Source organism: Amycolatopsis iheyensis (assembly GCF_024703995.1).
Taxonomy (GTDB): domain Bacteria; phylum Actinomycetota; class Actinomycetes; order Mycobacteriales; family Pseudonocardiaceae; genus Amycolatopsis; species Amycolatopsis iheyensis.
In genome coordinates this window covers 71,968-98,395 of the sequence record NZ_JAMXQV010000031.1, presented here as the reverse complement: position 1 = coordinate 98,395, position 26,428 = coordinate 71,968, and the positions used below count along the sequence as shown (strand labels likewise).

At 72.2% G+C, this 26,428-nt stretch carries 26 protein-coding genes; 12 read left to right on the top strand and 14 right to left on the bottom strand.

What is annotated here, in order from left to right; genetic code table 11:
• Positions 1–219: 219 nt before the first annotated feature.
• The 7 genes from M8542_RS41415 to M8542_RS41385 all read right to left on the bottom strand — a co-directional run bounded on the left by M8542_RS41415 (position 220) and on the right by M8542_RS41385 (position 5,376).
• Entirely contained in the window at positions 220–429 is a 210-nt protein-coding gene (locus tag M8542_RS41415; RefSeq protein WP_257925855.1) for a hypothetical protein, read from the bottom strand.
• Positions 430–507: 78 nt separating this feature from the next.
• On the bottom strand, positions 508–1,383 hold the full coding sequence (gene ku / locus M8542_RS41410) for a non-homologous end joining protein Ku (protein WP_257925854.1): 876 nt from the start codon (positions 1,381–1,383) through the stop codon (positions 508–510).
• Positions 1,384–1,456: 73 nt separating this feature from the next.
• On the bottom strand, positions 1,457–2,683 hold the full coding sequence (locus M8542_RS41405) for a styrene monooxygenase/indole monooxygenase family protein (RefSeq protein ID WP_257925853.1): 1,227 nt from the start codon (positions 2,681–2,683) through the stop codon (positions 1,457–1,459).
• Between the two features lie 19 nt (positions 2,684–2,702).
• Positions 2,703–3,323, bottom strand: coding sequence for a GTP-binding protein (locus tag M8542_RS41400; RefSeq protein WP_257925852.1), 621 nt, complete (start codon positions 3,321–3,323; stop codon positions 2,703–2,705).
• Complete coding sequence (locus M8542_RS41395; RefSeq protein ID WP_257925851.1) at positions 3,298–3,666, bottom strand: DUF742 domain-containing protein; 369 nt, start codon at positions 3,664–3,666, stop codon at positions 3,298–3,300. The genes M8542_RS41400 and M8542_RS41395 overlap by 26 nt, the downstream gene beginning before the upstream one ends.
• Positions 3,667–3,694: 28 nt before the next feature.
• Complete coding sequence (locus tag M8542_RS41390; protein ID WP_257925850.1) at positions 3,695–4,132, bottom strand: roadblock/LC7 domain-containing protein; 438 nt, start codon at positions 4,130–4,132, stop codon at positions 3,695–3,697.
• The gene (locus tag M8542_RS41385) at positions 4,129–5,376 is read right to left on the bottom strand and encodes a sensor histidine kinase (RefSeq protein ID WP_257925849.1); all 1,248 of its coding nucleotides are present in this window, start codon (positions 5,374–5,376) and stop codon (positions 4,129–4,131) included. The genes M8542_RS41390 and M8542_RS41385 overlap by 4 nt, the downstream gene beginning before the upstream one ends.
• Before the next feature lie 349 nt (positions 5,377–5,725).
• Here M8542_RS41385 and M8542_RS41380 point away from each other — a divergent pair, with 349 nt between their 5' ends.
• The 4 genes from M8542_RS41380 (at position 5,726) to M8542_RS41365 (ending at position 11,248) form a co-directional block, all read left to right on the top strand.
• The gene (locus M8542_RS41380) at positions 5,726–6,388 is read left to right on the top strand and encodes a TetR/AcrR family transcriptional regulator (protein WP_257925848.1); all 663 of its coding nucleotides are present in this window, start codon (positions 5,726–5,728) and stop codon (positions 6,386–6,388) included.
• Complete coding sequence (locus M8542_RS41375) at positions 6,382–8,115, top strand: ABC transporter ATP-binding protein (RefSeq protein ID WP_257925847.1); 1,734 nt, start codon at positions 6,382–6,384, stop codon at positions 8,113–8,115. The genes M8542_RS41380 and M8542_RS41375 overlap by 7 nt, the downstream gene beginning before the upstream one ends.
• Before the next feature lie 107 nt (positions 8,116–8,222).
• Positions 8,223–10,121 carry an ABC transporter ATP-binding protein gene (locus M8542_RS41370; RefSeq protein WP_257925888.1) on the top strand — a complete coding sequence of 633 codons (1,899 nt, stop codon included), beginning with the start codon at positions 8,223–8,225 and terminating at the stop codon, positions 10,119–10,121.
• Positions 10,122–10,177: 56 nt separating this feature from the next.
• Positions 10,178–11,248, top strand: coding sequence for a DNA polymerase ligase N-terminal domain-containing protein (locus tag M8542_RS41365; RefSeq protein WP_257925846.1), 1,071 nt, complete (start codon positions 10,178–10,180; stop codon positions 11,246–11,248).
• Here the strand turns inward: M8542_RS41365 and M8542_RS41360 are convergent.
• The 4 genes from M8542_RS41360 to M8542_RS41345 form a co-directional block, all read right to left on the bottom strand.
• Complete coding sequence (locus tag M8542_RS41360) at positions 11,235–11,600, bottom strand: SPW repeat domain-containing protein (RefSeq protein ID WP_257925845.1); 366 nt, start codon at positions 11,598–11,600, stop codon at positions 11,235–11,237. The genes M8542_RS41365 and M8542_RS41360 overlap by 14 nt on opposite strands.
• 75 nt (positions 11,601–11,675) lie before the next feature.
• Entirely contained in the window at positions 11,676–12,185 is a 510-nt protein-coding gene (locus M8542_RS41355; RefSeq protein ID WP_257925844.1) for a hypothetical protein, read from the bottom strand.
• Positions 12,186–12,286: 101 nt separating this feature from the next.
• Positions 12,287–15,157, bottom strand: a complete 2,871-nt coding sequence (locus M8542_RS41350; protein WP_257925843.1) for an AfsR/SARP family transcriptional regulator — start codon at positions 15,155–15,157, stop codon at positions 12,287–12,289.
• Between the two features lie 101 nt (positions 15,158–15,258).
• Positions 15,259–15,963, bottom strand: a complete 705-nt coding sequence (locus M8542_RS41345) for a DJ-1/PfpI family protein (protein ID WP_257925842.1) — start codon at positions 15,961–15,963, stop codon at positions 15,259–15,261.
• Between the two features lie 98 nt (positions 15,964–16,061).
• On the opposite strand from M8542_RS41345, the gene M8542_RS41340 reads away from it, so the two are divergent.
• From M8542_RS41340 to M8542_RS41330, 3 genes are all read left to right on the top strand, one after another.
• The gene (locus tag M8542_RS41340) at positions 16,062–17,039 is read left to right on the top strand and encodes a GlxA family transcriptional regulator (protein ID WP_257925841.1); all 978 of its coding nucleotides are present in this window, start codon (positions 16,062–16,064) and stop codon (positions 17,037–17,039) included.
• A 209-nt stretch (positions 17,040–17,248) separates the two neighbouring features.
• Positions 17,249–18,871 carry a YibE/F family protein gene (locus M8542_RS41335; protein WP_257925840.1) on the top strand — a complete coding sequence of 541 codons (1,623 nt, stop codon included), beginning with the start codon at positions 17,249–17,251 and terminating at the stop codon, positions 18,869–18,871.
• Positions 18,872–18,930: 59 nt separating this feature from the next.
• Entirely contained in the window at positions 18,931–19,107 is a 177-nt protein-coding gene (locus M8542_RS41330; protein WP_257925839.1) for a hypothetical protein, read from the top strand.
• Here M8542_RS41330 and M8542_RS41325 read toward each other — a convergent pair.
• A complete protein-coding gene (locus tag M8542_RS41325; protein WP_257925838.1) occupies positions 19,079–19,720 on the bottom strand; it encodes a hypothetical protein in 642 nt (213 codons plus the stop codon). The two genes, M8542_RS41330 and M8542_RS41325, sit on opposite strands and share 29 nt — an antisense overlap.
• Before the next feature lie 2 nt (positions 19,721–19,722).
• Positions 19,723–20,289, bottom strand: a complete 567-nt coding sequence (locus tag M8542_RS41320; protein WP_257925887.1) for an MBL fold metallo-hydrolase — start codon at positions 20,287–20,289, stop codon at positions 19,723–19,725.
• A 147-nt stretch (positions 20,290–20,436) separates the two neighbouring features.
• Between M8542_RS41320 and M8542_RS41315 the strand changes: the two genes are divergently transcribed.
• The 5 genes from M8542_RS41315 to M8542_RS41295 all read left to right on the top strand — a co-directional run bounded on the left by M8542_RS41315 (position 20,437) and on the right by M8542_RS41295 (position 25,503).
• Positions 20,437–21,309 carry a peptidylprolyl isomerase gene (locus tag M8542_RS41315; protein ID WP_257925837.1) on the top strand — a complete coding sequence of 291 codons (873 nt, stop codon included), beginning with the start codon at positions 20,437–20,439 and terminating at the stop codon, positions 21,307–21,309.
• Positions 21,309–22,088 (top strand): aminotransferase class IV, encoded by a 780-nt coding sequence (locus M8542_RS41310; protein WP_257925836.1) that lies wholly within the window; start codon positions 21,309–21,311, stop codon positions 22,086–22,088. Before M8542_RS41315 ends, M8542_RS41310 begins: the two co-directional genes overlap by 1 nt.
• A gap of 212 nt (positions 22,089–22,300) precedes the next feature.
• Positions 22,301–23,095 carry a hypothetical protein gene (locus M8542_RS41305; protein ID WP_257925835.1) on the top strand — a complete coding sequence of 265 codons (795 nt, stop codon included), beginning with the start codon at positions 22,301–22,303 and terminating at the stop codon, positions 23,093–23,095.
• A gap of 85 nt (positions 23,096–23,180) precedes the next feature.
• Positions 23,181–23,708 (top strand): P-loop NTPase family protein, encoded by a 528-nt coding sequence (locus tag M8542_RS41300; protein ID WP_257925834.1) that lies wholly within the window; start codon positions 23,181–23,183, stop codon positions 23,706–23,708.
• A gap of 64 nt (positions 23,709–23,772) precedes the next feature.
• Positions 23,773–25,503: a glycoside hydrolase family 97 protein gene (locus tag M8542_RS41295; protein ID WP_257925833.1), complete on the top strand. Its 1,731-nt coding sequence runs from the start codon at positions 23,773–23,775 to the stop codon at positions 25,501–25,503.
• A 12-nt stretch (positions 25,504–25,515) separates the two neighbouring features.
• Here the strand turns inward: M8542_RS41295 and M8542_RS41290 are convergent, their stop codons facing one another.
• On the bottom strand, positions 25,516–26,295 hold the full coding sequence (locus tag M8542_RS41290; RefSeq protein ID WP_257925832.1) for an enoyl-CoA hydratase-related protein: 780 nt from the start codon (positions 26,293–26,295) through the stop codon (positions 25,516–25,518).
• Positions 26,296–26,428: the final 133 nt, after the last annotated feature.

Here is a 26,428-nt window from a genome sequence, read left to right as displayed (position 1 = left end):
ACTGTACAGCAGTGGCTGACCTACTGAGTGCGGGCACGAAAAAGGGTCCTCCGGCTCCGAGGGGGAGGGAGAGCCGAAGGACCCCCGTAAGTGTTAGCACATCGCCAAGCCCGTGTACACAGCTGCATACACGATCGTGTTACGTCCATACCCCGATAGACACCGTGAAGGCCTCCCCGGCCGAGGACGGGAAGGCCTTCACGGATCCTGGCGGGAGGCTCAGGAAGCTTTTTGCAGCACGGGTTTTCCGGGCGCCGCGGCGCAGGCGCACCCGGTGCCGAGCGCTTGGCAGTCGACGATCAGGCCGTGCCGGACCCGGTCACCGTCCGAACAGGTCGCGTCGGTGCACTCGGTGAACCCGCCTTCCGGGTGCACCACCAGCGTGCCGTGGCAGTGGTCGATGCCCGCATCGCACGAAGCGCATTCCATCTTCCCTTGGTACCACCGGGAAGCACGCGGAGGCGGGACGGCGACGGCGGCGTGTCGCCACCACCACCCGTCCGGGGCTCAGGCCGACTTCGGCGCCCGCTTGCGCGCGGCCGGCTTCTTCGCCGCCGGCTTCGCGTCCTCATCGGACGCTTCGGCGTCTTCCGAAGTGGACTGCCGCGACTTCTTCGCCGCGTCGACGCTCGCCTGCAGCGCCGCCATCAGGTCGACGACGTCGGCCTTGGCGGTGACCGCCGCGGGCTTGGTCGTCTCGTCGCCCGCCACCTTGGCCTCGATCATCTCCTCGAGGGCCTCGCGGTAGTGGTCCTTGTACTTCTCCGGCTCGAACACCGGCTCGGCGAGCGAGTCGATCAGCGACCCGGCCATGGTCAGCTCCTGCGGCCGGATCTGCGGCGGGTCGTCGCGCAGGAACGGGAAGTCGGGCTCGCGGACCTCGTCCGGCCACAGCATCGTCGTCATCACCAGCACGTCGGCGTGCACCCGCAGCACCGCCATGCTCTCCCGCTGCCGCACGGCGACCTTCGCGATGGCCACCTGGCTCGACTTGTGCAGTGCGTCCCGCAGCACGAGGTAGGGCTTCACCGCGTTCTTCTGCGGCTCCAGGTAGTAGGTCCGGTCGTACTGGATCGGGTCGATCGACTCCAGCGGCACGAACTCCAGCACGTCGATCGTGCGCTGGGTGGGCAGCGGCAGGTCGGCCATCTCGGTGTCGGTGATGACGACCATCTCGCCGTCGGGCAGCTCGTAGCCCTTGGCGATCTCGGCGTAGGGCACCTCGGCGCCGTCGATCGTGCAGAACCGCTTGTACTGGATGCGGCCGCCGTCGGCCTCGTGCACCTGGCGCAGCGAGACGTTCTTGTTCTCGGTGGCCGCGTACAACTGGATCGGGATGCTGACCAGCCCGAACGACACCGAGCCCTTCCACATCGCCCGCATGCCACGTACCTCCGGGTCGCCTTCACGCTACGTGACCACCGTAGCCCGAAACGTCCCCCGGCGACAGTCTGATCTAGACCTCTGCCAGGTACTTCTCCGCCAGCACGGGGTCCATGAACCAGTTCTCGAAGTCCGTCGGATCGGTGAAGCCGTTCGCGAACCGCCTGGCCACGGCCGGCTTCTCCGCCGCCGCGCCGAGGATCTGGAGCACGTGCGGGGGCGGCGGCTGGAGCAGCGCGTTCGTCCATTCGGTGACGTGCCGGGCATACGCCCAGTAGCGCTCGAACGTGGCCGTCATCCACGCCGCGTCGAACGGCCGCTCCCCGTGCTCGAGGATCGCGTCCAAGTAGGTCGCCGCGCAGTGGCTCGCGTTGTTCGAGCCCTGGCCGGTGATCGGGTCGTTCGCCACGACGACGTCGGCCATGCCGAGCACGATCGCGCCGGCCGGCAGGGCGCCGACGGGGTTGCGGACCACCGGGGTGTACCCGCCGGAGAGGGTCGCCTTCGCGTCGGTCAGCTCGGCGTCGCGGCTGCGCTCGTACTCCCACGGCACGAACCGCTTCATCAGGTCGAGGATGCGCGCGAAGTGGTCGGCCGGGCCCGGGTGGTCGTCGAAGCAGTCGAGCGGGCCGCCGGGGATGCCTTCGAAGAACAGGATGTCGCAGTTCCCGGACACGGTGTAGGCCGGGATCATGAACAGCTCGCCGACCCCGGGGACGATGTTGAAGCGCACCGCCATCTTGTCCGGGTGCTCCGGGCGCGGACGCACACCGTGGGCGTAGGCCAGCGAAAGCGCGCGCATCGGCTTCGTGTACGGCGACCGCTCGGGGATCCGGTCGAACAGCTGGACCAGCTCGCCCTTGCCGGCCGAGATGATCACCAGGTCGTAGAGCCGGGCCAGGGCGTCCAGTTCGGACGTCATCACGCCGTGGATGACGAGCTTGCCGCCGCGGTCCTCGAACAGCTCGAGCCAGCCGGCCATCTTGACCCGCTGGTCGACCGACTGCGCGATGTGGTCCAGCTCGGCGAACCAGTCGAGCGCGCGGTCGCCGTCGGGCGTCGCGACGGACACGCCGAGGCCCTCGACGTTCACGGTCTCGGCTTCCCACTGGTTGATGCCGAGATCCCGTTCGTGCTGCAGCGCGTCGTGGAACATGCACTGCGTCGACATCACGCGCCCGTACCGGATCTCCTCCGGCGTCCGCGCGGACATCACCGTGACGTCGTAGTCCTTCGCCAGCAGCCCGAGGGCCAGCTGCAACCCGGACTGCCCGGCGCCCACGATCAGGACCTTGCGCATGAAGCTCTTCTCTCCTCGGTCAGGCCTGGGGAACGCTGCCGGCCAGCTCACGCGGGCCGGACAGCACGGCGAGCGACAGCGTGTGGCTGACCAGCTCGGTGAGGGTGGCGATGGTCGACGCGCGGTCGCGGGCGTCGCAGGTGACCAGCGGGACGCTCGGGTCGAGCGCGAGCGCGTCACGCACCTCTTCGAGGTCGTGCACCGGCATGCCCTCGAACTGGTTGACCGCCACGACGAACGGCAGCTCCGAGTCGTTCTCGAAGTAGTTGATCGCCGCGAACGACTCGTCGATCCGGCTGGTGTCGACCAGCACGACCGCGCCGAGCGCGCCCCGGCTCAGGTCGTCCCAGAGGAACCAGAACCGCGCCTGCCCCGGCGTGCCGAACAGGTACAGCAGCAGGTCCGGGCGCAACGTGATCCGGCCGAAGTCCATCGCGACGGTCGTGGTCGACTTGCCGCCGGGCGGGATCTCGTCGACGCCTTCGCCGGCTTCGGTCATCCACGCCTCGTTGCTCATCGGGGGCACCTCCGAGACCGCCCCGACGAACGTCGTCTTGCCGACACCGAAGCCCCCGGCGACGACGATCTTCGCGGAGATCGTCAGCAGATCGCCCTCAGGCGGGGAGCCGCTTGAGCCCATCAAGGATCCTCTCGAGGACGTTGGTGTCGTGGTGGTAGGCGTGCGCGGTCGGGTGGACGAACACCGCGCCCTGGGTGGCGAGGTCGCCGATGAGCACCCGCACCACCCCCAGCGGCAGGTCCAGCCCGACCGACAGCTCGGCGATCGAGCACCGCACGCGGGCGCGTTCGTAGAGCGAGCGCGACTCCGGCATGAGCGTGTCGCTCAGCGACGGGTCGTACCGCGGCACCGACACCAGCGTCTCCACCAGCAGCTGGTGGCGGGTGCTGGTGCGGCCGCCGGTGAGCGCGTACGCGCGGATCCGGCGGCTCCGCCGCGGCAACGGGGTGTCCGATTTGGACACGGGGCTACCTTCCTTGTCGGCCACGCCATCACACCCTGGGGCGGCGCGCGGTGAGCACCTGGCGCAGTTCGGCGCGCACCTCGGGGGTGAGCGCGTGGCCGGCGTTGGTGATGAACTGGGTCATCTCGTAGGCGACCACCTTCATGTCCGCCTCATTCGAGGTCAGCACCGCGAGCCCGGCACCGGAACCGATGCCCATGAACAGGAAGTAGCCGTGGGTGAGCCGGATGATGATCTGCTCGCAGGCGCCCTTCCCGAACAGCGCCGCGCTGTTGCCGGCCAGGGAGAGCAGGCCGCTGGCGATCGCCGCGAGCTGCTCGGCCTCGGCCTCGCCGACCGAGTCCGAGGCGGTGAGGGGGAAGCCGTCCACGCTCATGATCAGCGCGTGGCTGACGCCGTGGACCTTGCGCACGAAGTCGTCGAGCAGCCAGGCGAAGTTCGCCGGCGTCGGGTGGGTGGCGCTCACGAGGGGGATCCTCCGGGCGTCTCGTCGTGCGGGGAGTGGTTCTCGGCCCGCGCGGCCGCCTCGCCATCGGCGAACGCGCCGAGGTCCGCGAGCAGCTGCTCGTGGCCGGAGCCGGAGGTTTCGGGAGCCGGCGGTGGCGGTGGTGGTTCGGGAGCGGCGCCGCGGATGCTGCCGGGCACCCGGCGCGGGAGGCCGTTGGCCGTGGTGCCGCCGGTGACCTGGCGGGCGGCGCGGGGCCGGGGGCTGGGCTTGCGCGGCATCGGCGTGACCGGCTCCTCTCGCGGGAAGGCGCCCGGACGCCGGCGCGGGAGCCCGCCGACGGCGACCGGCTCGTCGGCGGCCGGCGCCTCGACCGGCTCGGCGGTCACGGTGCGAGTGCCCGACCAGGCGTTTTCCGAGAGCTCGGTGACGACGCCGGTGGGCAGCAGCACGGTGGCGACCGTGCCGTGCGGGCTGCGGCGGTCGAGGCGGACCGTGACGTCGTGCCGCGCGGCGAGGCGGGCGACCACGGCCAGGCCCATGTGCCGCGCCGCGGCGTCGTCGAGGTCGCCGCCGGCGGCGAGGCGGGCGTTGAGGCCGTCGACGCGGTCGGCGGGGATGCCGATGCCCTCGTCCTCGATCCGGACGAGCACGCTGCCCTGTTCGGTCAGGTGCGCGCTGACGTGCACCGGCGAGCTCGGGGACGACTGGTTGGCGGCGTTGTCGAACAGCTCCGCGAGCACCCGGCCCAGGTCTTCCGCGGCGAAGCCGACGACACCGAGGTTCACCACGCGCCCGATGGTGATCCGGGCGTAGTGGTCGATCGAGGACATCGCCTCGCGCATGAGGTCCAGCACCGACGTGGCGCGGGCGGCGTCGTCGGCGGTGTCCTGCCCGGCCAGCACCCGCAGGTTCTCCGCGTTGCGCCGCAGCCGGGTCGCGAGGTGGTCGAGCTGGTAGAGCTCGGCGAGGCGGTGGTGGTCCTCCTCCCCCGCCTCGAGCTCTTCCAAGCGGGCCAGCAGCTGGTCGACCAGGTTGAGGTCACGCAGGGCGACACTGGCGCAGATCTCCGCGAGCACGGCCTCGTCGGCGGGCGGCGCGGGCGCGGGCTCCGGGGGCAGCTGCGTGAGCGCCGGGCCGGCGACGGGCGCGGGCTCGCCGAGCGGGTGCTTCGGCGGCGCGGTGAGGTACTGCGCGGCCGCGACCCGCGAGCGGTCCAGCAGGACGCGTGATCGATCCAGGAGTTCCCGGGCCCGGCTCGCCATGTGGTCCCACTTCTTTCCTGCTCAGGTTTCGGACTCGGTGCAACGTGCCGACCCCCGGCGGCGACGTCGGACATGCAAGCAGAAAGGCTTGTTACGTGTCCACAACCCGTCCCCGGATGATCGCGGGGAGTGAGCTACGATTCCCGGCGTCGCGCCTGGTGAGCGCAGTGGACTAGGCCGTTCGGCTCAATTTTGCAAATTGCGTGCCGCAACAGAGCGCACACGCCTCCCGATACCGCAGGTCGCCCGGGTCCGCACGACGGATTCCGACGACTGTCCGATTCGCCCTAATTTTTGCGGGCCGCGCACTTTTTTGCGTGCCCCGCAACTTTTTCGCTACACTCGGTCCGTGCCACCGGAAGAACCACCGAAGCTCACGCTCCGGGAACGCAAGAAACGCGAGGCCCGCCGGGCGCTCGCGCAGGCCGCCGTGCGGCTCGCGCTGGACCGCGGCCTGGAGAACGTACGCGTCGAAGACATCGCCACCGAGGTGGGCGTCTCTCCCCGCACCTTCAACAACTACTTCTCCAGCAAGGAGCAGGCGGTCTGCTCGGTCGTCGTCGACCGCCACGAGGGGATGCGCGAGGCCCTGCTCGCCCGGCCCGAGGGCGAACCGCTCTGGGAGTCGGTCAAGCAGGCCCTGATCGAGCAATATTCACGTGAAGGCGAGCCGGATCGCGAGTACGTTACGCGGTTCCGGGAGCTGATGGGCCAGCTCATGCTGCGCGGCGAGTTCCTCAACGCCCACGCGGCGGTCGAACGCGTCCTCGCCGAGACCATCGCGAAGCGGGCGGGCGGGGCGGACCGGCTGCTGTGCTGGCTGATGGCCTCGTCGGTGGAAAGCGCCGTCCGCGTCGCCTTCGTCAACTGGTTCATGAGCGACGACGAGCCGTTCCTGCCGACCCTGGAACGGCTGCTCGACGAGCTGGCCACGGGGTTGCCCACCCTGACCGGCGGCACCACCCCGAATCCCGCACCGAACACCACCACACTGGGGGAACCGAGTTGCTAGTCAAGCTCCTGCGCAGTCACCTGCGTCCGTACCGGAGCGCGTTGTGGGCGGTCGTGCTGCTGCAGCTGGTGCAGACGATCGCGATGCTCTACCTGCCGACGCTGAACGCCGACATCGTCGACAACGGCCTGATCAAGGGCGACATGGGCTACATCCTGCGCGTCGGCGCGGTGATGCTCGCCGTGACGCTCGCCCAGATCGTCGGCTCGATCGGCGCGGTGTACTTCGGCGCCCGCACGGCGATGGCGATCGGCCGTGACATCCGCGCCGGCGTCTTCCACCGCGTGCAGGACTTCTCCGCGCGCGAGGTCGGCCAGTTCGGCACGCCGTCGCTGATCACCCGGACCACCAACGACGTCCAGCAGATCCAGATGCTGGTGGTCATGACGCTGACGCTGATGGTGTCGGCGCCGATCATGTGCGTCGGCGGCATCGTCCTCGCCCTCAACCTCGACGTGCCGCTGTCGTCGCTGCTGCTGGTGATCGTGCCGGTGCTGGCGATCTCGGTCAGCACGATCATCGCCAAGATGCGCCCGGCGTTCCGGCTGATGCAGGTCCGCATCGACCGGATCAACCAGATCCTGCGCGAGCAGATCATGGGCATCCGCGTGATCCGCGCGTTCGTCCGCGACACCCACGAGCGCCGCCGCTTCGACGTCGCCAACGACGAGCTGCTCACCGTGTCCCTGCGGGTCGGGCGGCTGATGGCGTGGATGTGGCCGCTCGTCACGCTGGTGACGAACGTGTCCAGCGTCGCGGTGCTCTGGTTCGGCGGTCAGCGCATCGACTCCGGCAGCATGCAGATCGGCGCCATGACGGCGTTCCTGTCCTACCTGCTGCAGATCCTGATGTCGGTCATGATGGCCACCTTCATGTTCATGATGGTGCCGCGCGCCGAAGTCAGCGCCGAGCGGATCAGCGAGGTGCTCGACACGGAGTCGAGCGTCCGCCCGCCGGTGACGCCGATCCGGCCCGGCGCGGTGCGCGGGCACCTGGACCTGTCCGGGGTGGAGTTCCGCTACCCCGGCGCGGAAAGGCCGGTGCTGCAGGACATCTCGCTGATCGGGCGGCCCGGGGAGACCACCGCCGTCATCGGGTCGACGGGCACCGGGAAGACCACGCTGCTCAACCTGATCCCCCGGCTGATGGACGCCACGGCCGGCACGGTGAAGATCGACGGTGTCGACGTGCGCGACCTCGACCCCGCGGCGCTCGCCGACGCCGTCGGGATCGTGCCCCAGAAGCCGTACCTGTTCGCCGGCACGGTGGCGAGCAACCTGCGGTACGGCAACCCGGACGCGACCGACGAACAGCTGTGGCGCGCGCTGGAAGTGGCGCAGGGCAAGGACTTCGTCGAGGCGATGTCCGAAGGTCTGGACGCGCCGATCGCCCAGGGCGGCACGAACGTCTCGGGTGGCCAGCGGCAGCGGCTCGCGATCGCCCGGATGCTGGTGCACAAGCCGGAGATCTACCTGTTCGACGACTCGTTCTCGGCCCTGGACTACGCGACCGACGCGGCGCTGCGCCGCGCGCTGGAGTCGGAGACCGCCGACGCGACGGTGGTCATCGTCGCCCAGCGCGTCAGCACCATCCGCAACGCCGACCGCATCATCGTCCTCGACGAGGGCCGCGTCGTCGGCACCGGCACCCACCACGAACTCTTCGACGGCAACGAAACCTACCGGGAGATCGTGCTGTCCCAGCTCACCGAACAGGAGGCGGCGTGAGCACCACGAACGCATCCGCCGACGCCGCCGTCACCGAAGCCGGGGAACGGCCGACCGCCGCGCGCAACCGCAACGCCGGAGGCGCCTCCGTCGGTCCCGGCCGGGTCATGGGCGGCGGGCCGGCGGAAAAGGCCCTCGACTTCAAGGGTTCCCTCAAGCGGCTGTTCCGGCTGCTGCGCCCGCAGCGCGCCGCGCTCGCCGGGGTCGGCGTCTTCGGCGCGGTGAGCGTCGCGCTGACCGTGATCGGGCCGAAGATCCTCGGCCAGGCCACCGACACCATCCTCGCCGGCGTGCTCGGCAAGCAGGTGCCGCCGGGGGTCACCAAGGAGCAGATCGTCGACGGGCTGCGGGCCCGCGGCGACGGCACGCTCGCCGACATCTACAGCCGCGTCGACCTCGTGCCCGGCGTCGGCGTCGACTTCGCCAAGGTCGCCCAGATCCTCATGGTCGTGCTGGCGCTGTTCGTCATCGCGTCGTTCTTCGTGCTGATCCAGGCCCGGCTGACCACGACGCTCGTGCAGCGCGCGGTGTACCAGCTGCGGGAAGAGGTCGAGGCGAAGTTCGCGCGGCTGCCGCTGAAGTACTTCGACCGCCAGCCGCGCGGCGAGGTGCTGTCCCGCGTCACCAACGACATCGACAACCTGGCGCAGTCACTGCAGCAGACGCTCTCGCAGATCGTCTCGTCGCTGCTGACGGTCGTCGGCGTGCTCGTCATGATGTTCCTGATCTCGCCGCTGCTGGCGCTGATCGCGTTGCTGACCGTGCCGCTTTCGGCGTTCGTGGCGGCGAAGGTCGGGAAGCGGGCCCAGCCGAACTTCATCAAGCAGTGGGCGACGACCGGCAAGCTCAACGCGCACGTCGAGGAGATGTACACCGGCCACTCGCTGGTCAAGGTGTTCGGCCGCCGCGACGAGTCCGCGGCGCTGTTCGACAAGCAGAACGAGACGCTGTACCAGGCGAGCTTCAAGGCGCAGTTCATCTCCGGGATGATCCAGCCGGCGATGATGTTCATCGGCAACCTGAGCTACGTGCTGGTCGCGGTGATCGGCGCGCTGCGCGTCGCGTCGGGCAGCCTGACCCTCGGCGAGGTGCAGGCGTTCATCCAGTACTCGCGCCAGTTCAGCCAGCCGGTCACGCAGATCGCCAGCATGGCGAACCTGCTGCAGTCCGGGGTCGCGTCGGCGGAGCGGGTGTTCGCGCTGCTGGACGCCGAGGAGCAGGCGCCGGAGCCGGCCGACCCGGCCCGGCCGGCGCAGGTCCGCGGGCGCGTCGAGTTCCAGGACGTCTCGTTCCGGTACACGCCGGACAAGCCGCTGATCGACGACCTGTCGCTGAGCGTGGAGCCGGGCCAGACGGTGGCGATCGTCGGCCCGACCGGCGCGGGCAAGACGACGCTGGTCAACCTCCTGATGCGGTTCTACGAGCTCGACGGCGGCCGGATCACCCTCGACGGCGTCGACATCGCGAAGATGAACCGTGAGGAGCTGCGCGACCAGACGGGCATGGTCCTGCAGGACGCGTGGCTGTTCGGCGGCACGATCGCGGAGAACATCGCCTACGGCGCGGACAACCCGAGCCATGAGGAGATCGTCGAAGCGGCAAAGGCGACGCACGTGGACCGGTTCGTCCGCACGCTGCCGGACGGCTACGAAACAGTGCTGGACGACGAGGGCGGCACGGTCAGCGCGGGCGAGAAGCAGCTGATCACCGTGGCCCGGGCGTTCCTGGCCAAGCCGGTGATCCTGATCCTCGACGAGGCGACGAGCTCGGTGGACACCCGCACGGAGGTCCTCATCCAGCGGGCGATGAACTCCCTGCGCACCGGCCGCACGAGCTTCGTGATCGCGCACCGCCTGTCGACGATCCGCGACGCCGACGTGATCCTGGTGATGGAGCACGGCCGGATCGTGGAACAGGGCGACCACGAAACGCTGCTGCACAGCGGCGGCGCGTACGCGCGGCTGTACGCGGCGCAGTTCGCGGAAGCCATGGCCGAGACGGACTGACCTCGTCGCCCCGGTACCCTGGACGCTCGTCGAGCGGAAGGGGCACCGGGGCGGCGATGGCGGACAAGCTCACCGAGTACCGCGGCAAACGCGGCAAGGACCGCACCCCCGAACCCTGGCCCGACGGGCCACCCACCCCCGGGGACGACGACCTCTTCGTCATCCAGGAACACCACGCCACCCGGCTGCACTGGGACTTCCGGCTCGAGCGCGACGGCGTGCTCGTGTCGTGGGCCGTGCCCAAGGGCCTGCCGCTCGCGCCCGGGGTCAACCGGCTCGCCGTGCACACCGAAGACCACCCCATGGAGTACCTCACCTTCGAGGGCGAGATCCCGGCGGGCGAGTACGGCGGTGGCCGGATGACCGTGTGGGACACCGGGAAGTACGAGACGCTGCACTGGAACGACCACAAGGTCGAGGTCGTCTTCCACGGCGAGCGGGCGCGCGGCAAGTACGTCTTCCTCAACCGCCACAACCCCGAGGACGACCGCGACTGGATGCTCCGGCGCGTCGACCCGGCCGAGCCCGGGCACGAGGACGCGCCGGAGTTCCTCGAGCCGATGACAGCCATCCCGGGTGCGCTGCCCCCGGACGACGACGAGTGGGCCTACGAGTTCGCCTGGGGTGGCCTGCGCACCATGCTGCTCGTCTCCGGCGGGCACGTCACCGCGCACGACGGCACCGGCGCCGACGTCACCGGCCGCTATCCCGAGCTGCACAAGCTCGGCGAAGAGCTGGGCTCGACCGAAGTGCTGCTGGACGGCGAAGTCGTGGTGGTGAAGAACGGCAAGCCCCACCCCGAAGGCCTCGAAGAGCGCAGGCGGGCCGATGGCGCCGCCGCGAAACGGCTCAAGGTGCACTGCCCCGTCTTCTACTTCGCCTCGGACGTGCTGCACCTCGACGGGAAGCCGACGCTCGGGCTGCCCTACACCGAACGCCGCGAGCTGCTGGCCGGCCTGGCCGTGGCCGACCGGCACTGGCAGGTGCCCAGCCACTTCCTGGGCGGCGGCGAGGACGTCCTCGGCGCGAGCCGGCAGCACGGGCTGCCCGGCGTCGTCGCCAAGCGGGCGGATTCGCCCTACCGGCCGGGCGACGACTCGGGTGACTGGCTGTTCATCGCGAACTGAGGGCCACGCCCGCCACGACGACCACCGCGCCGGCGACGACATTGCCCACCAGCGCCGCCGTCGACGGTGTGGTTTCCCCGGCGTGGCGCAGCAACCACGGCGAGACCGCCGCCCACGCGCCGAGCACGGGCACGACCCAGCCGAGCAGCCGCACCCGGCGCGTCGCGGCGCGGGCGATCGCCACCGCGATCAGGACCAGCCCGACGACGGTGTCGCTCAGGGCGAGCACCGCCGCCCCGCCGAAGCCGGCGATCCAGGGCGCGAGCACGAGGTAGAGACCGGCCAGCAGGACGAATCCCGCCGCGGCGCCGAGCACCGCGGTGCGGCCGGCCGGTGCGCTGGGAGAAGACATCTTCGCGGATACCCGGCCGGCGTGGCCGGTAACCGGGCCTGCCCGCAGCCCTCGAGGCGGGCAGGCGCCGGTCCGTCAGCAGCCGCAGGTGTAGTACGTGATGTCCCAATGGTTGCCCTCGTCGCAGTAGAGGTTGCCGGAGCCGGCCTTCCACTGCGGGTAGCCGTCACCACGAAGGCCGATGTAGCTGAAGCTGTTCTTGATGTAGGCGTCGATGCAGCTGTTGTGCGAGATGTCGACCTTGTAGCCGTTGTAGTGGCTGTAGGTGCCCGAGGCGTGCCCCACCTCGGTGCCGCCGGTGATGTTGATGGCGCAGCCGCTCGCCCGCTTGAGCGTGATCACGCCGGTGACCGTGGTCTGGTTGATCTGCTCGTACGACGTGCAGGTCGAGTTCGACCTGGTCGTGCAGCCCCCGCTCGACGAGTGCGTGACCCCGGCGGCCGACAGCTGCGACGCCGCGGCCGACTGGCTGAGCTTGGTGACCTCGACACTCGCCGACGCGGTGCCGATGGTCGCGAACACCACCGTCGCGGCCGAAGCGGTCAGCCCCGCCGCCACGCGCGCGAGCATCCGTTGTCCCGGCATGCCTTGTCTCCTTCTCCTGCGACGATCCGACGTCGGCAGCCAAAACGGGCGGGCCATAACTTCGCCAAACACGGTGCCCGGCAGTAGGGGCCGGGGCGAGGTCAGGCCCTGATCTTCGTCAAGACTTCACGAGTCCGGTCGCGGACCGGGGAATCACTGGTCGTGGCGGTCAGCTCGCGCAGGGCCCGCAGCTCCCAGAGCGGAAACCCGAGCTCCCGGAACAGCTCGGCCGACGTCCGCAGCAGCCGCACCGCCTCGGGCCCGCCGCCTTCGGCCGCCTGCGTCCGGCCGAGGCTGAGCAGGGCGTACCCGGCGCCGCGGCGGTCGTGCAGCTCTCGGAAGACCCCCATCGCGGCGAGCAGGTGCGTTCGCGCGCCCGCCGGGTCGCCGGCGCGGCGGCGGGCTTCGGCCAGGCTGCGGTGGGTGTAGGCGGCGGCGTGCCGGTGGCCGATCTGCTCGAACAGCGCCAGCGAACGCGTCAGGCAGCGCTCGCCGTCGCCGAGCTCCCCCGCCTCGGTGTGCAGGTCGCCGAGGCTGCGCAGGACGTGCGCCTCCCAATGGAGCTCCCGGGTCCGGACGGCGCCGCCGAGCGCGCCGGTGAGCAGGTCGGCCGCCTGGTCGCAGCCACCGTGCCGGCGCAGGACGTCGGCGTAGCGCTTCGCGGCCTGGTCGTGCCCGCGGCCGTCGTCGGACTCGCGGGCCAGCAGCATGCTCACCTCGAAGCTCTGGACGGCCCGCCGCACGTCGCCGACGTCTTCGGCGAGTGACCCGAGCTGCGCCGCCGCGGCCGCCTGCCCGCGCCGGTCTCCGCACTCGCGCAGCAGGTCGAGGGCTTCGCGCAGTTCGGCTTCCGCCGCGGCGGGGTCACCGCCGTCGAGGTGGACGTCGGCGAGCGCGGCGAGCACCGCGCCGGTGCCCCGCGGGTCACCGAGGCGCCGGAAGCGGGCTTCGGCCATCGCGAAGTAGGTCCGCGCCTGACTCGCGCGGCCGTGCTGCCAGTGCACCGAACCGAGGTTGTGGAGCTTCGCGGCTTCGGCCCGGGGATCTTGCCGCCGCCGGGCCGCGACGAGCCCGAGCACCGACACCGAGCGCGCGGCGTGCCCGAGCCAGGGAGTGCCCGCGAGTTCGGTGCAGGCGTCGGCGAGCCGTTCGGTGAGCTGGTGCCAGCCGTGCGCCCCGGCGACCCGCACGGCGGCGGCGAGGAACACGATGTCCTCGGCTTCCGGACGGACGCGAGCCGACCGGGCGTGGTCCAGGGCCGCCTCGCAAGCCCGGCGCAAGGCGACCGCGTCGGTCGCCGGCGGCGGGTTCTCCCCCACCACGAGCCGGACGAACGGCGGCACCGCCCACCGCGTCCCGGCCGGTTCCAGCACGTGCCCCCCGACGAGGGCATCCAGCCGGGCACGCGCTTGCGCCACCGGCCGGTCCAGCACCGCCGCCACGCACCAGTCCGGCACCGGCGCGTCGAACGCGGCCAGCAGCCGTAGCAGGCACCGGTCCGGCGCGGGCCGTTCCCGCAGCGCCGACGTGACCACTGCCCGCACGCTCAGGTCACCGGCCCGGAACTCGTCGAGCCGGTCCGCGAGCCGGTCCGCGAGGTCCGCCACGCGCCGGTCCGGCCGGGCCGCGAGCTTGACCCCGGCGATCCGGACGGCCAGCGCCAACCCCGCGCACCGGCCGAGAAGGTGTTGCGTCGCTTCGGGTTCCGCACGCAGCCGCGACTCCCCCGCGATCGCCGCGAGCAGCGCCCAGGCGTCCGCTGTGGACAGTCGCGGCACCTCGAGCGGCCGGGCGCCGCACAAGCCGGGCAGCTCGCGGCGCGTGGTCACCAGCGTGGCGCAGCCGGGCCCGCTCGGGAGCAGCGCGCGCACCTGCGCCTCGGAGCCGGCGTCTTCGAGCAGCACCAGCAGCCGCCGGTCGGCGGTGTAGCTCTGCCAGAGTCCCGGCAGGCCCGCGCGGTCGGCCAGCTCGGCGGGCGTGGCGCCGAGCAGGCGCAGGAAGCCAGTCAGCACGGTCGCCGGATCGGTCGCCGCGCCCAGCGACGCGGTCAGCTGGCCATCCGGGAACCGGCGGCGGGCCCGCCACGCGGCCTGGACCGCCAGCGCGGACTTCCCGGCCCCGGCCGCCCCGTGCAGCACGACCGGCGCCGGGCCGCGCAGCGCGCGACCGAGTTCGGCGAGCTCGGCCACGCGGCCGGTGAAGTCGGGCACCGCGGGCGGCAGCTGCGCGGGCGGCCCCGGCGTCGTCCACTCCGTCCCGGCGATCCGCCGGTAGACGGCGACCAGATCGTCGCCCGGCCACACGCCCGCCTCTTCCCACAACGCCCGCCGCGTCCGGCGGAGGACCTCCAGCGCGGACTCGCGCCGGCCCACGGCGCCGAGCGCGGACGCGAGCCGGGCGGCGAACCGCTCGTCGGCCGGCCGGGCCGCGACGACCGGGGCGAGCCGCTCGACCACGGCCCGGCCGTCGCCGTCGGCCAGTTCGAGCTCGACCAGCTGCAACAGCGCCGCCGAACGCCGATCCTCCAGCCACAGCTTGTGCGCCTCCAGCAGCGGGCCGCCGGCGACGTCGGCGAACGCGTCACCGCGCCAGCAGGCCAGCGCCCGTTCGAGCGCGCGGCGGCGCTGGGCGCGGTCGTCGGCGCCCGCGGACAGCAACGTCAGGAAGTCGTCGGCGTCCAGCTCCCCCGGCTCGACGGCCAGCGTGTACCCGCGTGGCCCCGACCGCAGGCGCTGCCCGGCCTCGGCGGCGCCGAGACCGGGCGAGAGCGTCTTGCGTAGCTTGGACACGGTGACCTGCACGATCGCCGCGGCGCTCGACGGCGCGCCGTCCGGCCACAGCTCGTCGACCAGGGTGTCGCGGCCGACGCACTGGCCTGCCTTCGCGAGCAGGACGGCGAGCAGCCGCCGCGGCTGGGCGGCCGACGGCAGCCCGACGGTGGCCGTCATCGGGCCGAGCACCTGGAACCGCACGGCTACACCCCACCCGCGAGATCACCTGATCGAGCGAGCTGAATCTAACCGTCCGGCGCCGGGCTGGTCCGTCGATCACCCGGATGGCCGACGACGTTGGTTCAGGCGTTTGCCAACAGTTTGCCCAGGAGCTCCGGGTGATCGGCCAGCCCGGCCCGCAGGGTGTGCTCGCGCAGCGGTTTGAGGTCGCCGTAGGGCTGGTTCGCCCAGTCCAGGCGGCCCTGCGGCGGCTCCGGGTCGTACTCGATGACGAACTGGATGTTCGTCGCGACCTGCCGTCCGGCCAGCCGTTCCACCAGGTGCAACGCGAGGTCGATGCCCGCGGAGACACCCGCCGCGGTGATCACCCCGCCGTCTTCGACCCAGCGCTCGGCGACCGGCGTCGCACCGAGGCCGGTCAGCAGGTCGCGGAACATCCAGTGCGTCGTCGCCCGCTTGCCTTCGAGCAGCCCGGCCGCGCCGAGGACCATCGAGCCGGTGCAGACCGACGTCACCAGCTCGGCGCCGGCGGCCGCGGCACGCAGCCAGGCGAGCAGGCGCTCGTCCGCCATCGCGCGCAGCGTCGGCACGGTGCCGCCCGGCACCAGCACCGCGTACGGCGCCGGCACTTCGTCGAAGGTGTGGCTCGGCGCGACGCTCAGCGGCGTGTCGGTGCCGATGGTGTCCTTCGTGGCGCCCACGACGACGGTCCGGTAACCCGGGTCGATCTGCGCCAAAGCGCTCAGCACCTGGAGCGGGCCCACCAGGTCCAGCGGCGTCAGGCCCGGGTAGACGACGAAGGCGAGGGTCTTCTGCTCAGCGGTCATGGGCTCGACCTTGGCGGCCGGCCCGGGCCGGCGTGACGTGGATGTCCGAAATCCTGCGAACCGCGTCCGAAGGCCGGTCCGGCTGCTAGCGTGCGATCATGGCAGGCTCACCCAGACGGGTCACGATCGTCGGCTTTCCCGACGTCGAGCTGCTGGACGTCGCCTGCCCCGCCGACGTCCTCGACGCCGCCAACCGCCACGGCGCGCGCCCGCCGTACGAAATCCGGCTCGCCACCGTCGACGGCCAGGCCATCCGCACCTGCTCCGGGCTGACCCTGCAGCCGCACCTGCGGCTCGACCAGGTGGCGGGCGAGCTCGACACGCTGGTCGTCGCGGGTGGCTGGGGCTCCGCGACGGCGGCGTCGGACGAGCGAGTGCTGGCCCACATCCGGCGGCTGGCGCAGACGAGCCGCCGGGTGGCGTCGGTCTGCACGGGCGCGGAGGTGCTGGCCGCGGCGGGCCTGCTCAACGGCCGCCGCGCGACGACCCACTGGCGCTGGGCGGCGCGGCTCGCGGAGAGCTACCCGGCCGTCACGGTGGACCCGGTGCCGCTCTACATCCAGCACGGCAACGTCTACACCGCGGCCGGGGTGACCAGCGGGCTCGACCTGACGATGGCGCTGGTGGAGGCCGACCACGGGCCGACGCTCGCCCGCGAGGTGGCCCGGTCCCTCGTGACGTACCTGCAGCGGCCCGGCAACCAGGCCCAGGTGAGCCTGTTCCTGGCCGGCCCGCCGCCGGAGCACCGCGAGGTCCGCGACCTGACGGCGTACATCGCCGAGCACCTCGACGCCGACCTGGGCACACCCGCGCTGGCGACCCGCGCCGGCCTCAGCACCCGCCAGCTCACCCGCCTGTTCGACGCCCACCTCGGCACCACACCGGGCAAGTACGTCCGCACGGTCCGCACCGAGCACGCGGCACGCCTGCTGTCGGGCACGGACCTCCCCCTGGCGACGATTGCCCGCCGCTGCGGCTTCGGTTCGACGGAGACGTTGCGCCAGGCCTTCCTCGACCACTTCGACACCCCGCCGTCGGCCTACCGGCGCGTCCACGTCCGCCAGTCCTACGGCTGACGCCGTGTCGACCCCGCAATCACGCGTGTCGACCCGCTGATCACGCGTGTCGACCTCCGGAGCACGCGAACTGCCGTGCGAGTTCGGTCGACACACGTGTCTGGAGGGTCGACACGCGTGATTGGCGGGACGACACGACGCATCCGGACGAACCGGGCCGTCGGCGGCCCCTCGCGGAGTGACGGGATCCCCGCTGTCAGGATGTGCGCGTGGACCGCCCCGACACCGATGACGACGCAACCGGCCCGATTCGCCGGATCACGGACGAGGTGTCCCCTTCGCCGGCGCGCGGTGTGCCCGGAACGCCGGGTACGCCCCGGAAGCCGGCTCGTCGCACGCCTCCCGATGGCGCGCGCCGCGCCGCCGACCCCGCTCGCCGTCGCACCGACACCGGACCGCAGCGCATCCCGGGCAACGGGGCTTCGCGCGCCAACGGTGACAAGCGGGCCGACACCGGAACCCAGCGGGCCGCTCGCCGTGGCGACACCGGGCCGCAGCGGACCGCCGAACCCGCGGCTCGCGCCAACCCGGCCGACCCCGAACCCCGCCGCCGCCCCGCTCGCGCGGCCAAGCCAGCCGACGAACCCGCCGGCCACGGTCATGGGCACGGTCACGGACACGGCCCCGCCGCCCCGGCGTCGAAACGGGTCCGGCTGCTGCTGATCTGGCTGCTGGCCCCGCTCGCGCTGGCCACGGTCGTCGGCATGATCGTGCTCTACCCCTGGGGCAAGCCGGACCCGACGAGCGTGGTCCCCCAGGGCCAGCCCGTGGCCGCGAACATCACCGCGACGAACACCGGCCCCTGCCTCGCCCAAGGGCAGGTCCAGGTCGGCGACCAGTCCGACCCGAACGCGAAGCCCTGCCTGACCGTCGACCTCACCATGACCGACGGCCCGGCCGGCGGGAAGCAGCTGAAGCTGACCGTCCCGATCGAGCCCAGCACGCCGCGGTTCGCCGCGGGTGACGCCGTCGTGCTCGCCTACAACGGCGGGAACGCCGGCGACCCGGCGAGCTTCCAGCTGGTCGACTTCCAGCGCGGCACGCCGCTGCTCGTGCTGGCCGCGCTGTTCGCCATCGCCGTCCTGGTGCTCGGCCGCTGGCAGGGCCTGGCCGCGCTCGTCGCGCTCGCCTTGTCGTTCGTCGTGATCGCGCTGTTCATCCTCCCGGCCATCCTCGCCGGGGAGAACCCGCTGGTCGTCGCCATCGCCGGCGCCGGGGCGATCATGTTCATCGCGCTCTACCTGACCCACGGGCTGTCGGCGAGAACGTCCGCGGCCGTGCTCGGGACGCTCGTCAGCCTCGCCCTGATCGGCGTCCTGTCGGCGATCTTCTCCGCCGCCGCCTCGCTGACCGGGCTCGACGACAGCACCTCGACGTTGATCGGCTCGCTCGGCCACGGCATCGACGCGCGCGGGCTGCTGCTCGCCGGCGTCGTGATCGGCGCCCTCGGTGTGCTCGACGACGTCACGGTCACCCAGACCAGCGCCGTCTGGGAGCTGCGCCGCGCCAACCCGGACCTGAGCTGGCAGGAGCTCTACCGCTCGGGCCTGCGCATCGGCCGCGACCACGTCGGCTCGGCCGTGAACACGCTCGTGATGGCCTACGCCGGGGCCGCGCTGCCGGTGCTGCTGTACTCGTCGATCTCCGGCGTCGGGCTCGGCTCGCTGCTCGGCAGCGAGGAGATCGCGCAGGAGATCATCCGGACGCTCGCGGGCAGCGTCGGCATCGTCGCGGCCGTCCCGGTCACGACGATCCTGGCCGCGTTGATCGCTTCGCGGGAACCCGCGACGCACCTCAGCAGCACCACGAAACCCGTTCCGTCCCACCCGTGACCCGACGCGCGGAAGCGGCGGGAACGCGGTAGGAAGACTGCACCGAGCCGGGAGGTGCCATGTTCGTGCTGGACGGACCGCGGTGCCTCGTCCGGGGCGCGCTGCGGGTGATCACCGGCACCGTCCAGGCCTTCGAATCGCTGCCCCGCGTCGCCGCTGCTCTCGACGACGTCCACGCCTCGCTGCGCCGGCTGCGCGAGGACGACCTCAATCGAGAGTCGCCACGAACCGGCTGACGGCCTCCATCGTGAACCGCTGCACGTACTTGCCGGACGGCGCCACCGACGCCAGCCGGTAGAGCGGGCGGTCGGCCACCCCCGAGCCGCGGGCCTCGGCCCTGAGCTCGGCGACCAGCAGCTCCCCGAACACCAGGCCGTTCGCCTCGGTGTTGTTCATCAGCGCGTTCGCGAGCTTCCGCAGCTGCAGGACGCCCAGCTCGCGGCCGCCGGTGCCGGAGAACACCGCGAGGTCGACCTTCGCGACCTTCCGCCGCTGGCCGGCGTTGACCAGCAGGCTCACCGTGCGGCTGCCCCGGACGTCGCCGACCACGAGGTCGAGGCGGGTGGCCGCGACCAGGTCGACCCGGCGCAGGCCCCAGGTGCGCACGATCAGCGTCGAGCCCTCCAGCCAGACGCGGCGGCGGATGCTGACCGCCATGACGTAGAGCAGCGGCAGGGCGATCACGAGCGCGACCACCAGCCCGGTGACCGTGCCGCCGATCAGGCCGGCGACACCGCCGAAGGCCGCGGCGACGATGACCACGCCGACCAGTCCCGAGATGCCACGCCGGCGACGGCCCTTCGGGTCCTCCTCGAACAGCGCCAGCCGCTCGGTGGTCTCCTCGGCCATGCTCACGCCCCCGTCCCGGCGAGGAACGGGTTGCCCGCGCGTTCCCGGCCGATCGTCGTCGCCGGGCCGTGGCCCGGCAGCACCACCGTGTCGTCCGGCAGGTCCGCCAGCAGCGCCCGCACCGCCCCGGCGTCGGCGCCGCGGCCGACCGAGCCGGCGAACAGCGTGTCACCGGTCAGGGCGAGCCGCCCGCCCTCGGCCGTCTCGAGACCCAGCACCACCGAGCCCGGGGTGTGCCCGGGCACGTGCCGGACGTCGAGGGCCAGCCCGGCGAACGTGCCCGCCTCGAGCGGGACGCTGTCGCCGTCGTAGCGCGGGGCGTCGCCGGGGTGCAGGTGCACCGGGACGCCGTGCTCGGCGGCCAGCGACGCGGCCGAAGCGACGTGGTCGGCGTGCCCGTGGGTGGCCACGAGCGCCGCCGGGACCAGCCGGTGCTCGGCGAGCGCGGCGGCCAGCGGAGCGGCCACCTCCTGCCCCGGATCCACCACGACGCACGGCCCGCCGGCGGCCTCCGCCAGCAGGTAGCAGTTGGCCTGCAGCGGGCCGCTGCCGAACCCGACGACGAGCACCGAACCCCTCCCGGACATCCGCGCCGGATGGCGCCGATCACGATCGGGTTGAGACTAGCGGGCCCTGTACATGGTCCTCACAGGCTGTGCCCATACACTGCCGCTACCTCAGACGTGTGACACGAGCGGAAACCTGGAGGGTACGGGGTGGCGACCAACCAGCAGCGCCGCGAAGCTGCGAAGCGCAAGCTCGAGCGACAGCTCGATCGCCGGAAAGAGCAGCAGAAGCGGCGCCGGCGGATCGGAGCTGGTGTGGTCGGCGTGGCCGTGCTCGTCGTGGCCGGCGTCGTGGTGTGGATCGTGAGCGCCAACGGTGGCGACAGCACGGACACCGCGGCCTCTTCCTCGGCCGCCCCGCCGCCGACCGATCTCCAGATCCCGACGCAGCGCACCGCGCTGCCGAAGCGGACGACGGCGCTGCCGAACCCGACGACGTGCGACTTCAAGACCGACACGACGGGCAAGGCGCCGAAGAAGGTGAACCTGCCCGACGGCAAGAACGTCGCCTCGACCGGCACGGTGAACGTGACGCTGAAGAGCACTGCGGGCGACATCCCGCTGACGCTCGACCGGGCGCTCGCGCCCTGCGCGGTGCAGAGCTTCCTCAGCCTCGCCAAGCAGAACTTCTACAACGACACCATGTGCCACCGGCTCGGCACCGAAGGCCTGCAGATGCTGCAGTGCGGTGACCCGGCGGCCACCGGCGACCCGACGCAGGACGGTCAGGGCGGCCCCGGCTACACGATGCCGGACGAGGCGTTCCCGGAGATCAAGTACGGCCGCGGCATCCTCGCCATGGCGAAGACGTCCGCCCCGAACTCCGGCGGCAGCCAGTTCTTCATGGTCTACGGCAACGCCGACGGCCTCCCGGCGGACTACTCGGTGTTCGGCAGCATCAGCGACGAGGGCCTGAAGGTGCTCGACGCGGTCGCCAAGGCGGGCATCGCGAACCCGAACCCGCAGGACGGCACCGGGGCGCCCACCAAGCAGGTGAAGTTCACGGGCGTGACCGTCCAGTAGTGGCGGCGCGTTTCGAGCTGAACGGGGACCCGCTCGGCCCGGGCGCCCTCGTCGCGGCGATGACCTCCTACGGTCACTTCACCGCGATGCAGGTCCGGGACGGGCGGGTCCGCGGGCTCGCCCACCACCTCGACCGGCTGGTCACGAGCACCCGCCTGCTGTTCGACGCCGATCTCGACCCCGACTTCGTCCGGTTCTGCGTCCGGCGGGCGCTCGGGGACGAACCCGCGCTTTCCCTGCGGGTCATGGTGCTCACGCGCTCGCTGGCCGAGCCGATGACGCCGGAGATCCTGGTCCGCACGCTCCCGCCGCACCCGGTCGACCCGGCGCCGCTGCGCCTGGGCACCGTGCGGTACGAGCGGGATCTGCCGCGGGTGAAGCACCTGGGCACGTTCGGCCTGATCCACCACTCCCGCCAGGCGCGGCTGGCCGGGTTCGACGACGCGCTCTTCGTCGACCACGCCGGCCGCATCAGCGAGGCGTCGATCTGGAACGCCGGGTTCCTCGACGGCGACACGGTGGTCTGGCCGGACGCCGAAGTGCTGCCCGGGATCACGATGCTGGTGCAGCGGGAAGCGTTGCGGCGCCTGGGTGTCGCGCAGGAGACCCGTGAAGTCCGCCCGGCCGACCTGGGCGGTTACGACGCGATGTTCCTGACGAACTCCGAGACTCCGGGCCGCGGGGTGGTCTCGGTCGACGACTTCGTGCTGCCGCCCGCGGACCGCGCGGTGGAGCTGCTCGCGTCGGCCTACGAAACCGTGCCCTGGGACAAGATCTAGCTCCGAAAACGGCTGAGGTCGCCGACCGTCCGGGCCCCTGACCGCGCCACGATCCAGCAGCACATCCGGTGCCGGGCCGGTCGGCTCGTGCGCCCGCATGCCCCGCCGCACGACGCCCTGCCCCGGACAAGATCTGAACCACGTCCGCACCCGCCCCGTGTACCAGGGCGACACCGGAACCCGCGGGGGTCACCGGGGAGAGGGTGCCGACGATGGTCGAGAACCGGGTTGCCGCGCTGCGTCGCGTGCTCGGGCGGGCCGGCCAGGCCGGCGCCGCCGGTGTCCTCTTCGCCGTGCTCGTCGGCGGGCCCGCGCTCGCGCAGGACACCCCGGCGCCACCGCCGCCGGTGAAGTACTACATCGTTCCGCACGCCGACAACCCCGACGACATCACGCTGTTCAAGATCGCCGAACGCGCGCTCGGCGACGGCAACCGCTTCCCCGAGATCTTCCGGCTCAACCAGGGCCGGCCGCGGCCCGACGGGACGCCGTTCACCGACGCCACGCAGATCGAGCCCGGCCAGGTGCTGCAGCTGCCCGAGGACGCGAAGGACCCGGCCGTGCAGTTCGGCCCGCTGCCGCCGATGCCCGCGACCGCGCCACCGGCGCCGGTCGCGGAGCCCGCCCGGGAGGCCTCCGGGCTCGGCGTCGGGCTCGCGTCGGCCGTCAGCGGCACCGGGGGCCTGCTGACCGGCCTCATCGCCGGGCTCTGGTGGCGGCGCCGGCCGCGGCTCGTGCCGCCCCCGCCGTTCGCACCGGAAGGCCCCGAAGCCGACGACGGCTCCGGCTCGGTCAGCGGGACGCTGCCGATCCCGCTGGTGCCCGAGCTGCTGCGGCAGGAGCCCATCACCGCCGAACACTCGATCATCGTGCTCGACACGGCCGAGACCCAGGTGATCGCCGCCGTCCGGCCCGGCTCGCGGTTCCACTTCCGGCTCGGCGGGAAGCCGGACTTCGCCGACGACTCCACCGTGCTCGTCGTCGACCAGGACGACCCGCGCCCCTGAGTACCGGCCGCGTCACTCTGCGCTGAACGGCTCAACCGGCCGCCGAACTCTGGCGCCGGCCCACCCGTGCCGCAATAGTCGAACGATGACCAGCGATCTCCCCCAGGCGCTGTGGATCGGCGGCGCCCCCTGGACCGGCAAGTCCACCGTCGCCCGGCTGCTGGCGACCCGGCACGGGCTCACCACCTACCACCACGACGACCGCACCTCGCCCGACGACGTCCCGGCGGGTGACGAGCTGGCCGCGGTGCTGCGGCAGCGGTTCGAGCGGGCCCTGGCCGACCTGCGCGCGCTGGACTCCCCGCGGCCGATCGTCGCCGAGGGCTGGGGGCTGCGGCCGGAGCTCGTCGCGCCGCTGGTGGACTCGCCGAGCCGGATGGTCGTGCTGGTGCCGACCGAGCTGTTCCGCCAGCACCAGCTGCGGCACCGGCCCGACGAGCCGGCGATCCCGCGGCAGCGCACCCGGCTGACCCGCGACCGGATGCTCGCCGCGCAGGCCGTGCGGTCGGCGCGGGAGCTGGGCATCCGCGTCATCGAGATCGACGGCCGGCTCGACCCGGCCGGAGTGACCGACGTCGTCGCCGAGCACTTCCACGTCTACCTGGACGCCTGAGCCGCCGGTGAAGCCCTTCACCGCGGGGCTCGCGCTCGCCCTGGCCACTACGCTTGTCACCACGATGCCCGCCGATGCCGCCGACCGCTGGACCATCAGCCTGACCGGTGCGGTGACCGCCGCGGTCGCCCGCACCGGCGACGGCGGCCTGACCTTCGAAGTCACCCGGGGCGCGACGACCGTGCTCGCCCCGGCCCCGCTGGGCTTGCGCACGAAGGCCGCCGACCTGACCAGGGGCCTGCGGCTCGTCCGCCGCACCGAACGGGTCGTCGACGAGCACTACGCGATGACCACCGGCAAGCGCCTGCGGCGGCACGCAAGGGCCGCGGAGACGACGTTGTCCTTCCTCGGGGACCACGGCACCCGCCTCGAGGTCGTCGTGCGTGCGGCGGCCGACGGTGTCGCCTACCGCTACGTCCTGCCGGCCGGCGGGACGATCACCGGCGAGGCGTCGTCGTTCACACCGCCTGCGTCCGCGCCGGCCTGGCTGCTGCCCTACTCCCCCAACTACGAGAAGGTCCGCGTCGAGACCACCGCGAGCGGTGCCCCGGCGGGCGACTACGGCTTCCCGTCGCTGTTCGACACCGGCGGCGGGAGCTACACGCTGCTCACCGAGTCCGATGTGGACGGACGGTACTCCGGTGCCCGGCTGACCCACCGGGCCGGGACACCGGGCTACGCGATCAAGCTCGCCGACGCGACCGTCGCCGGCCGCGGCCCGTTCGCGACGCCCTGGCGGGTCGCGATCACCGGCGACCTGGCGACGGTCACGGAGTCCACTTTGGTCGACGACCTCGCCCCGCCGTCGAAGCTCGAGGACACCTCGTGGGTCCGGCCGGGCAAGGTGGCCTGGTCGTGGCTGTCCGAACACGACAGTCCCGCCGATCCGGCGCGGCAGCGGCAGTACGCGGACTTCGCGGCGCGCAACGGCTGGCCGTACCTGCTCATCGACGAGGGCTGGGCCGCGTCCTGGGTGCCGGACGTCATCCGCTACGCCCGTGCCCGCGGCGTCGAGGTGATCCTCTGGTTCCGCTGGACCGACCTCGACTCGGCCGCCGAGCGCGCGAAGTGGCTGCCGCTGGTCAAGGCGTGGGGCGCGGCCGGGATCAAGGTCGACTTCATGGACTCCGACACGCAGGCGCGGTTCGGGTTCTACGACGACGTGGCGGCGGCGACCGCCCGGCAGCGGCTGATGCTCAACTTCCACGGCGCGACCATCCCGCGTGGCTTCCAGCGGACCTGGCCGCACGTGCTGAGCTTCGAGGCCGTGCGCGGCGCGGAGCAGTTCAAGACGCGGGCCGCGACGAACACGATGTTCCCCTTCACCCGCAACGTCGTCGGCAGCATGGACTACACGCCGACCGCGTTCGTGGTGTCCGATCGGGACACCACCGACGCGCACGAGGTGGCGACGTTCTTCGTCTACGAGTCGGGCTGGCAGCACGGCGCGGACAAGCCGGAGAACTACGAGGCCCGCCCGGAAGCCCTGCACACGCTGAACCAGCTGCCGACGGTGTGGGACGAGACCCGGCTGCTGGCCGGGCGGCCGGGCCGCGAAGCGGTGTTCGCGCGCCGCTCCGGCGAACGCTGGTTCGTCGGCGGCATCTCCGCGAGCCCGGCGAAGACCATCGACGTGCCGCTGGAGTTCCTGGGCCACGGTCTCTGGCTCGCCGACACCCTCCGCGACGGCCCGTCCGGGCTGCTGCGGGAGCAGTCGACGGTGCCGGCGGACGGGCGGCTGAGGGTGCCGGTGGCGAACAACGGCGGGTTCGTCACGCTCCTCACCCGGCGGTGAGACCGGCCGGCCTCAGCGGTGGGTGAAGTTCGGCGGGCGCCGCTCGAGGAACGCCGCGACGCCCTCCGCGTAGTCCACGCCGTGCAGGGCGTCCGACCGGATCTCCTCGACCTCGGCGTCCGACGTCTCCTGGCCGGCGACGATCTTCTCGATGATCCGGTTCATCCCGCGGATCGACGCCTGCGAGCGCGAGCAGAGGGTGGAGACGAACTCCAGCGTCGAGGTCTCCAGCTCGTCGACTCCGAAGACGTCGTTGAGCAGCCCGATCTCGCGAGCCCGGGCCGCCGTGATGAGCTCGCCCGAAAGCAGGAAGTACTTCGCGTGCGCCGGCCCGACGAGCGAGACCAGCTGGCGGGTCGAGTCGAAGTGGTAGACGATGCCGAGCTTCGCCGGGGTGATCCCGAACCGGGACCCCTCGGCCGCGAAGCGGAAGTCGCAGGCGACCGACACCTGGCAGCCGCCGCCGATGCAGTTGCCCTGGATCATCGCCACCGACGGCTTGCGCATCGCGGTCAGCGCCGCCACCGCGCCCTCGACCGCCTTGTCGTAGCTCGCCGCGCCCTCGGCCGTCGTGCGCAGCTCGCCGAACTCGCTGATGTCCGCGCCCGCCGAGAAGTGCTTCCCGGCGCCCGCGATGACCAGCACCTTCAGCGCCGGGTCGGCCTCCACCTCGGCCACGACGTCCGGGAGCGCCGACCACATGCCGTAGGTGATCGCGTTCATCTTCTCCGGCCGGGTCAAGGTGAGCCGGGCGACTTCGCCGTCGCGCGTCAGGTCGAATCCGTCGGTCATGGTTCGCACCCTAACCGCTCGCCCTCAGCGAAAACTGCGGTGTGTGACACGGTCGGGTGGCTGGGCGAGGGGCCTGCGGTCGTGCTGCCGCACGCCGCCATCGGGGACCGGCGGAGGTGGGACGCCCAGTTCA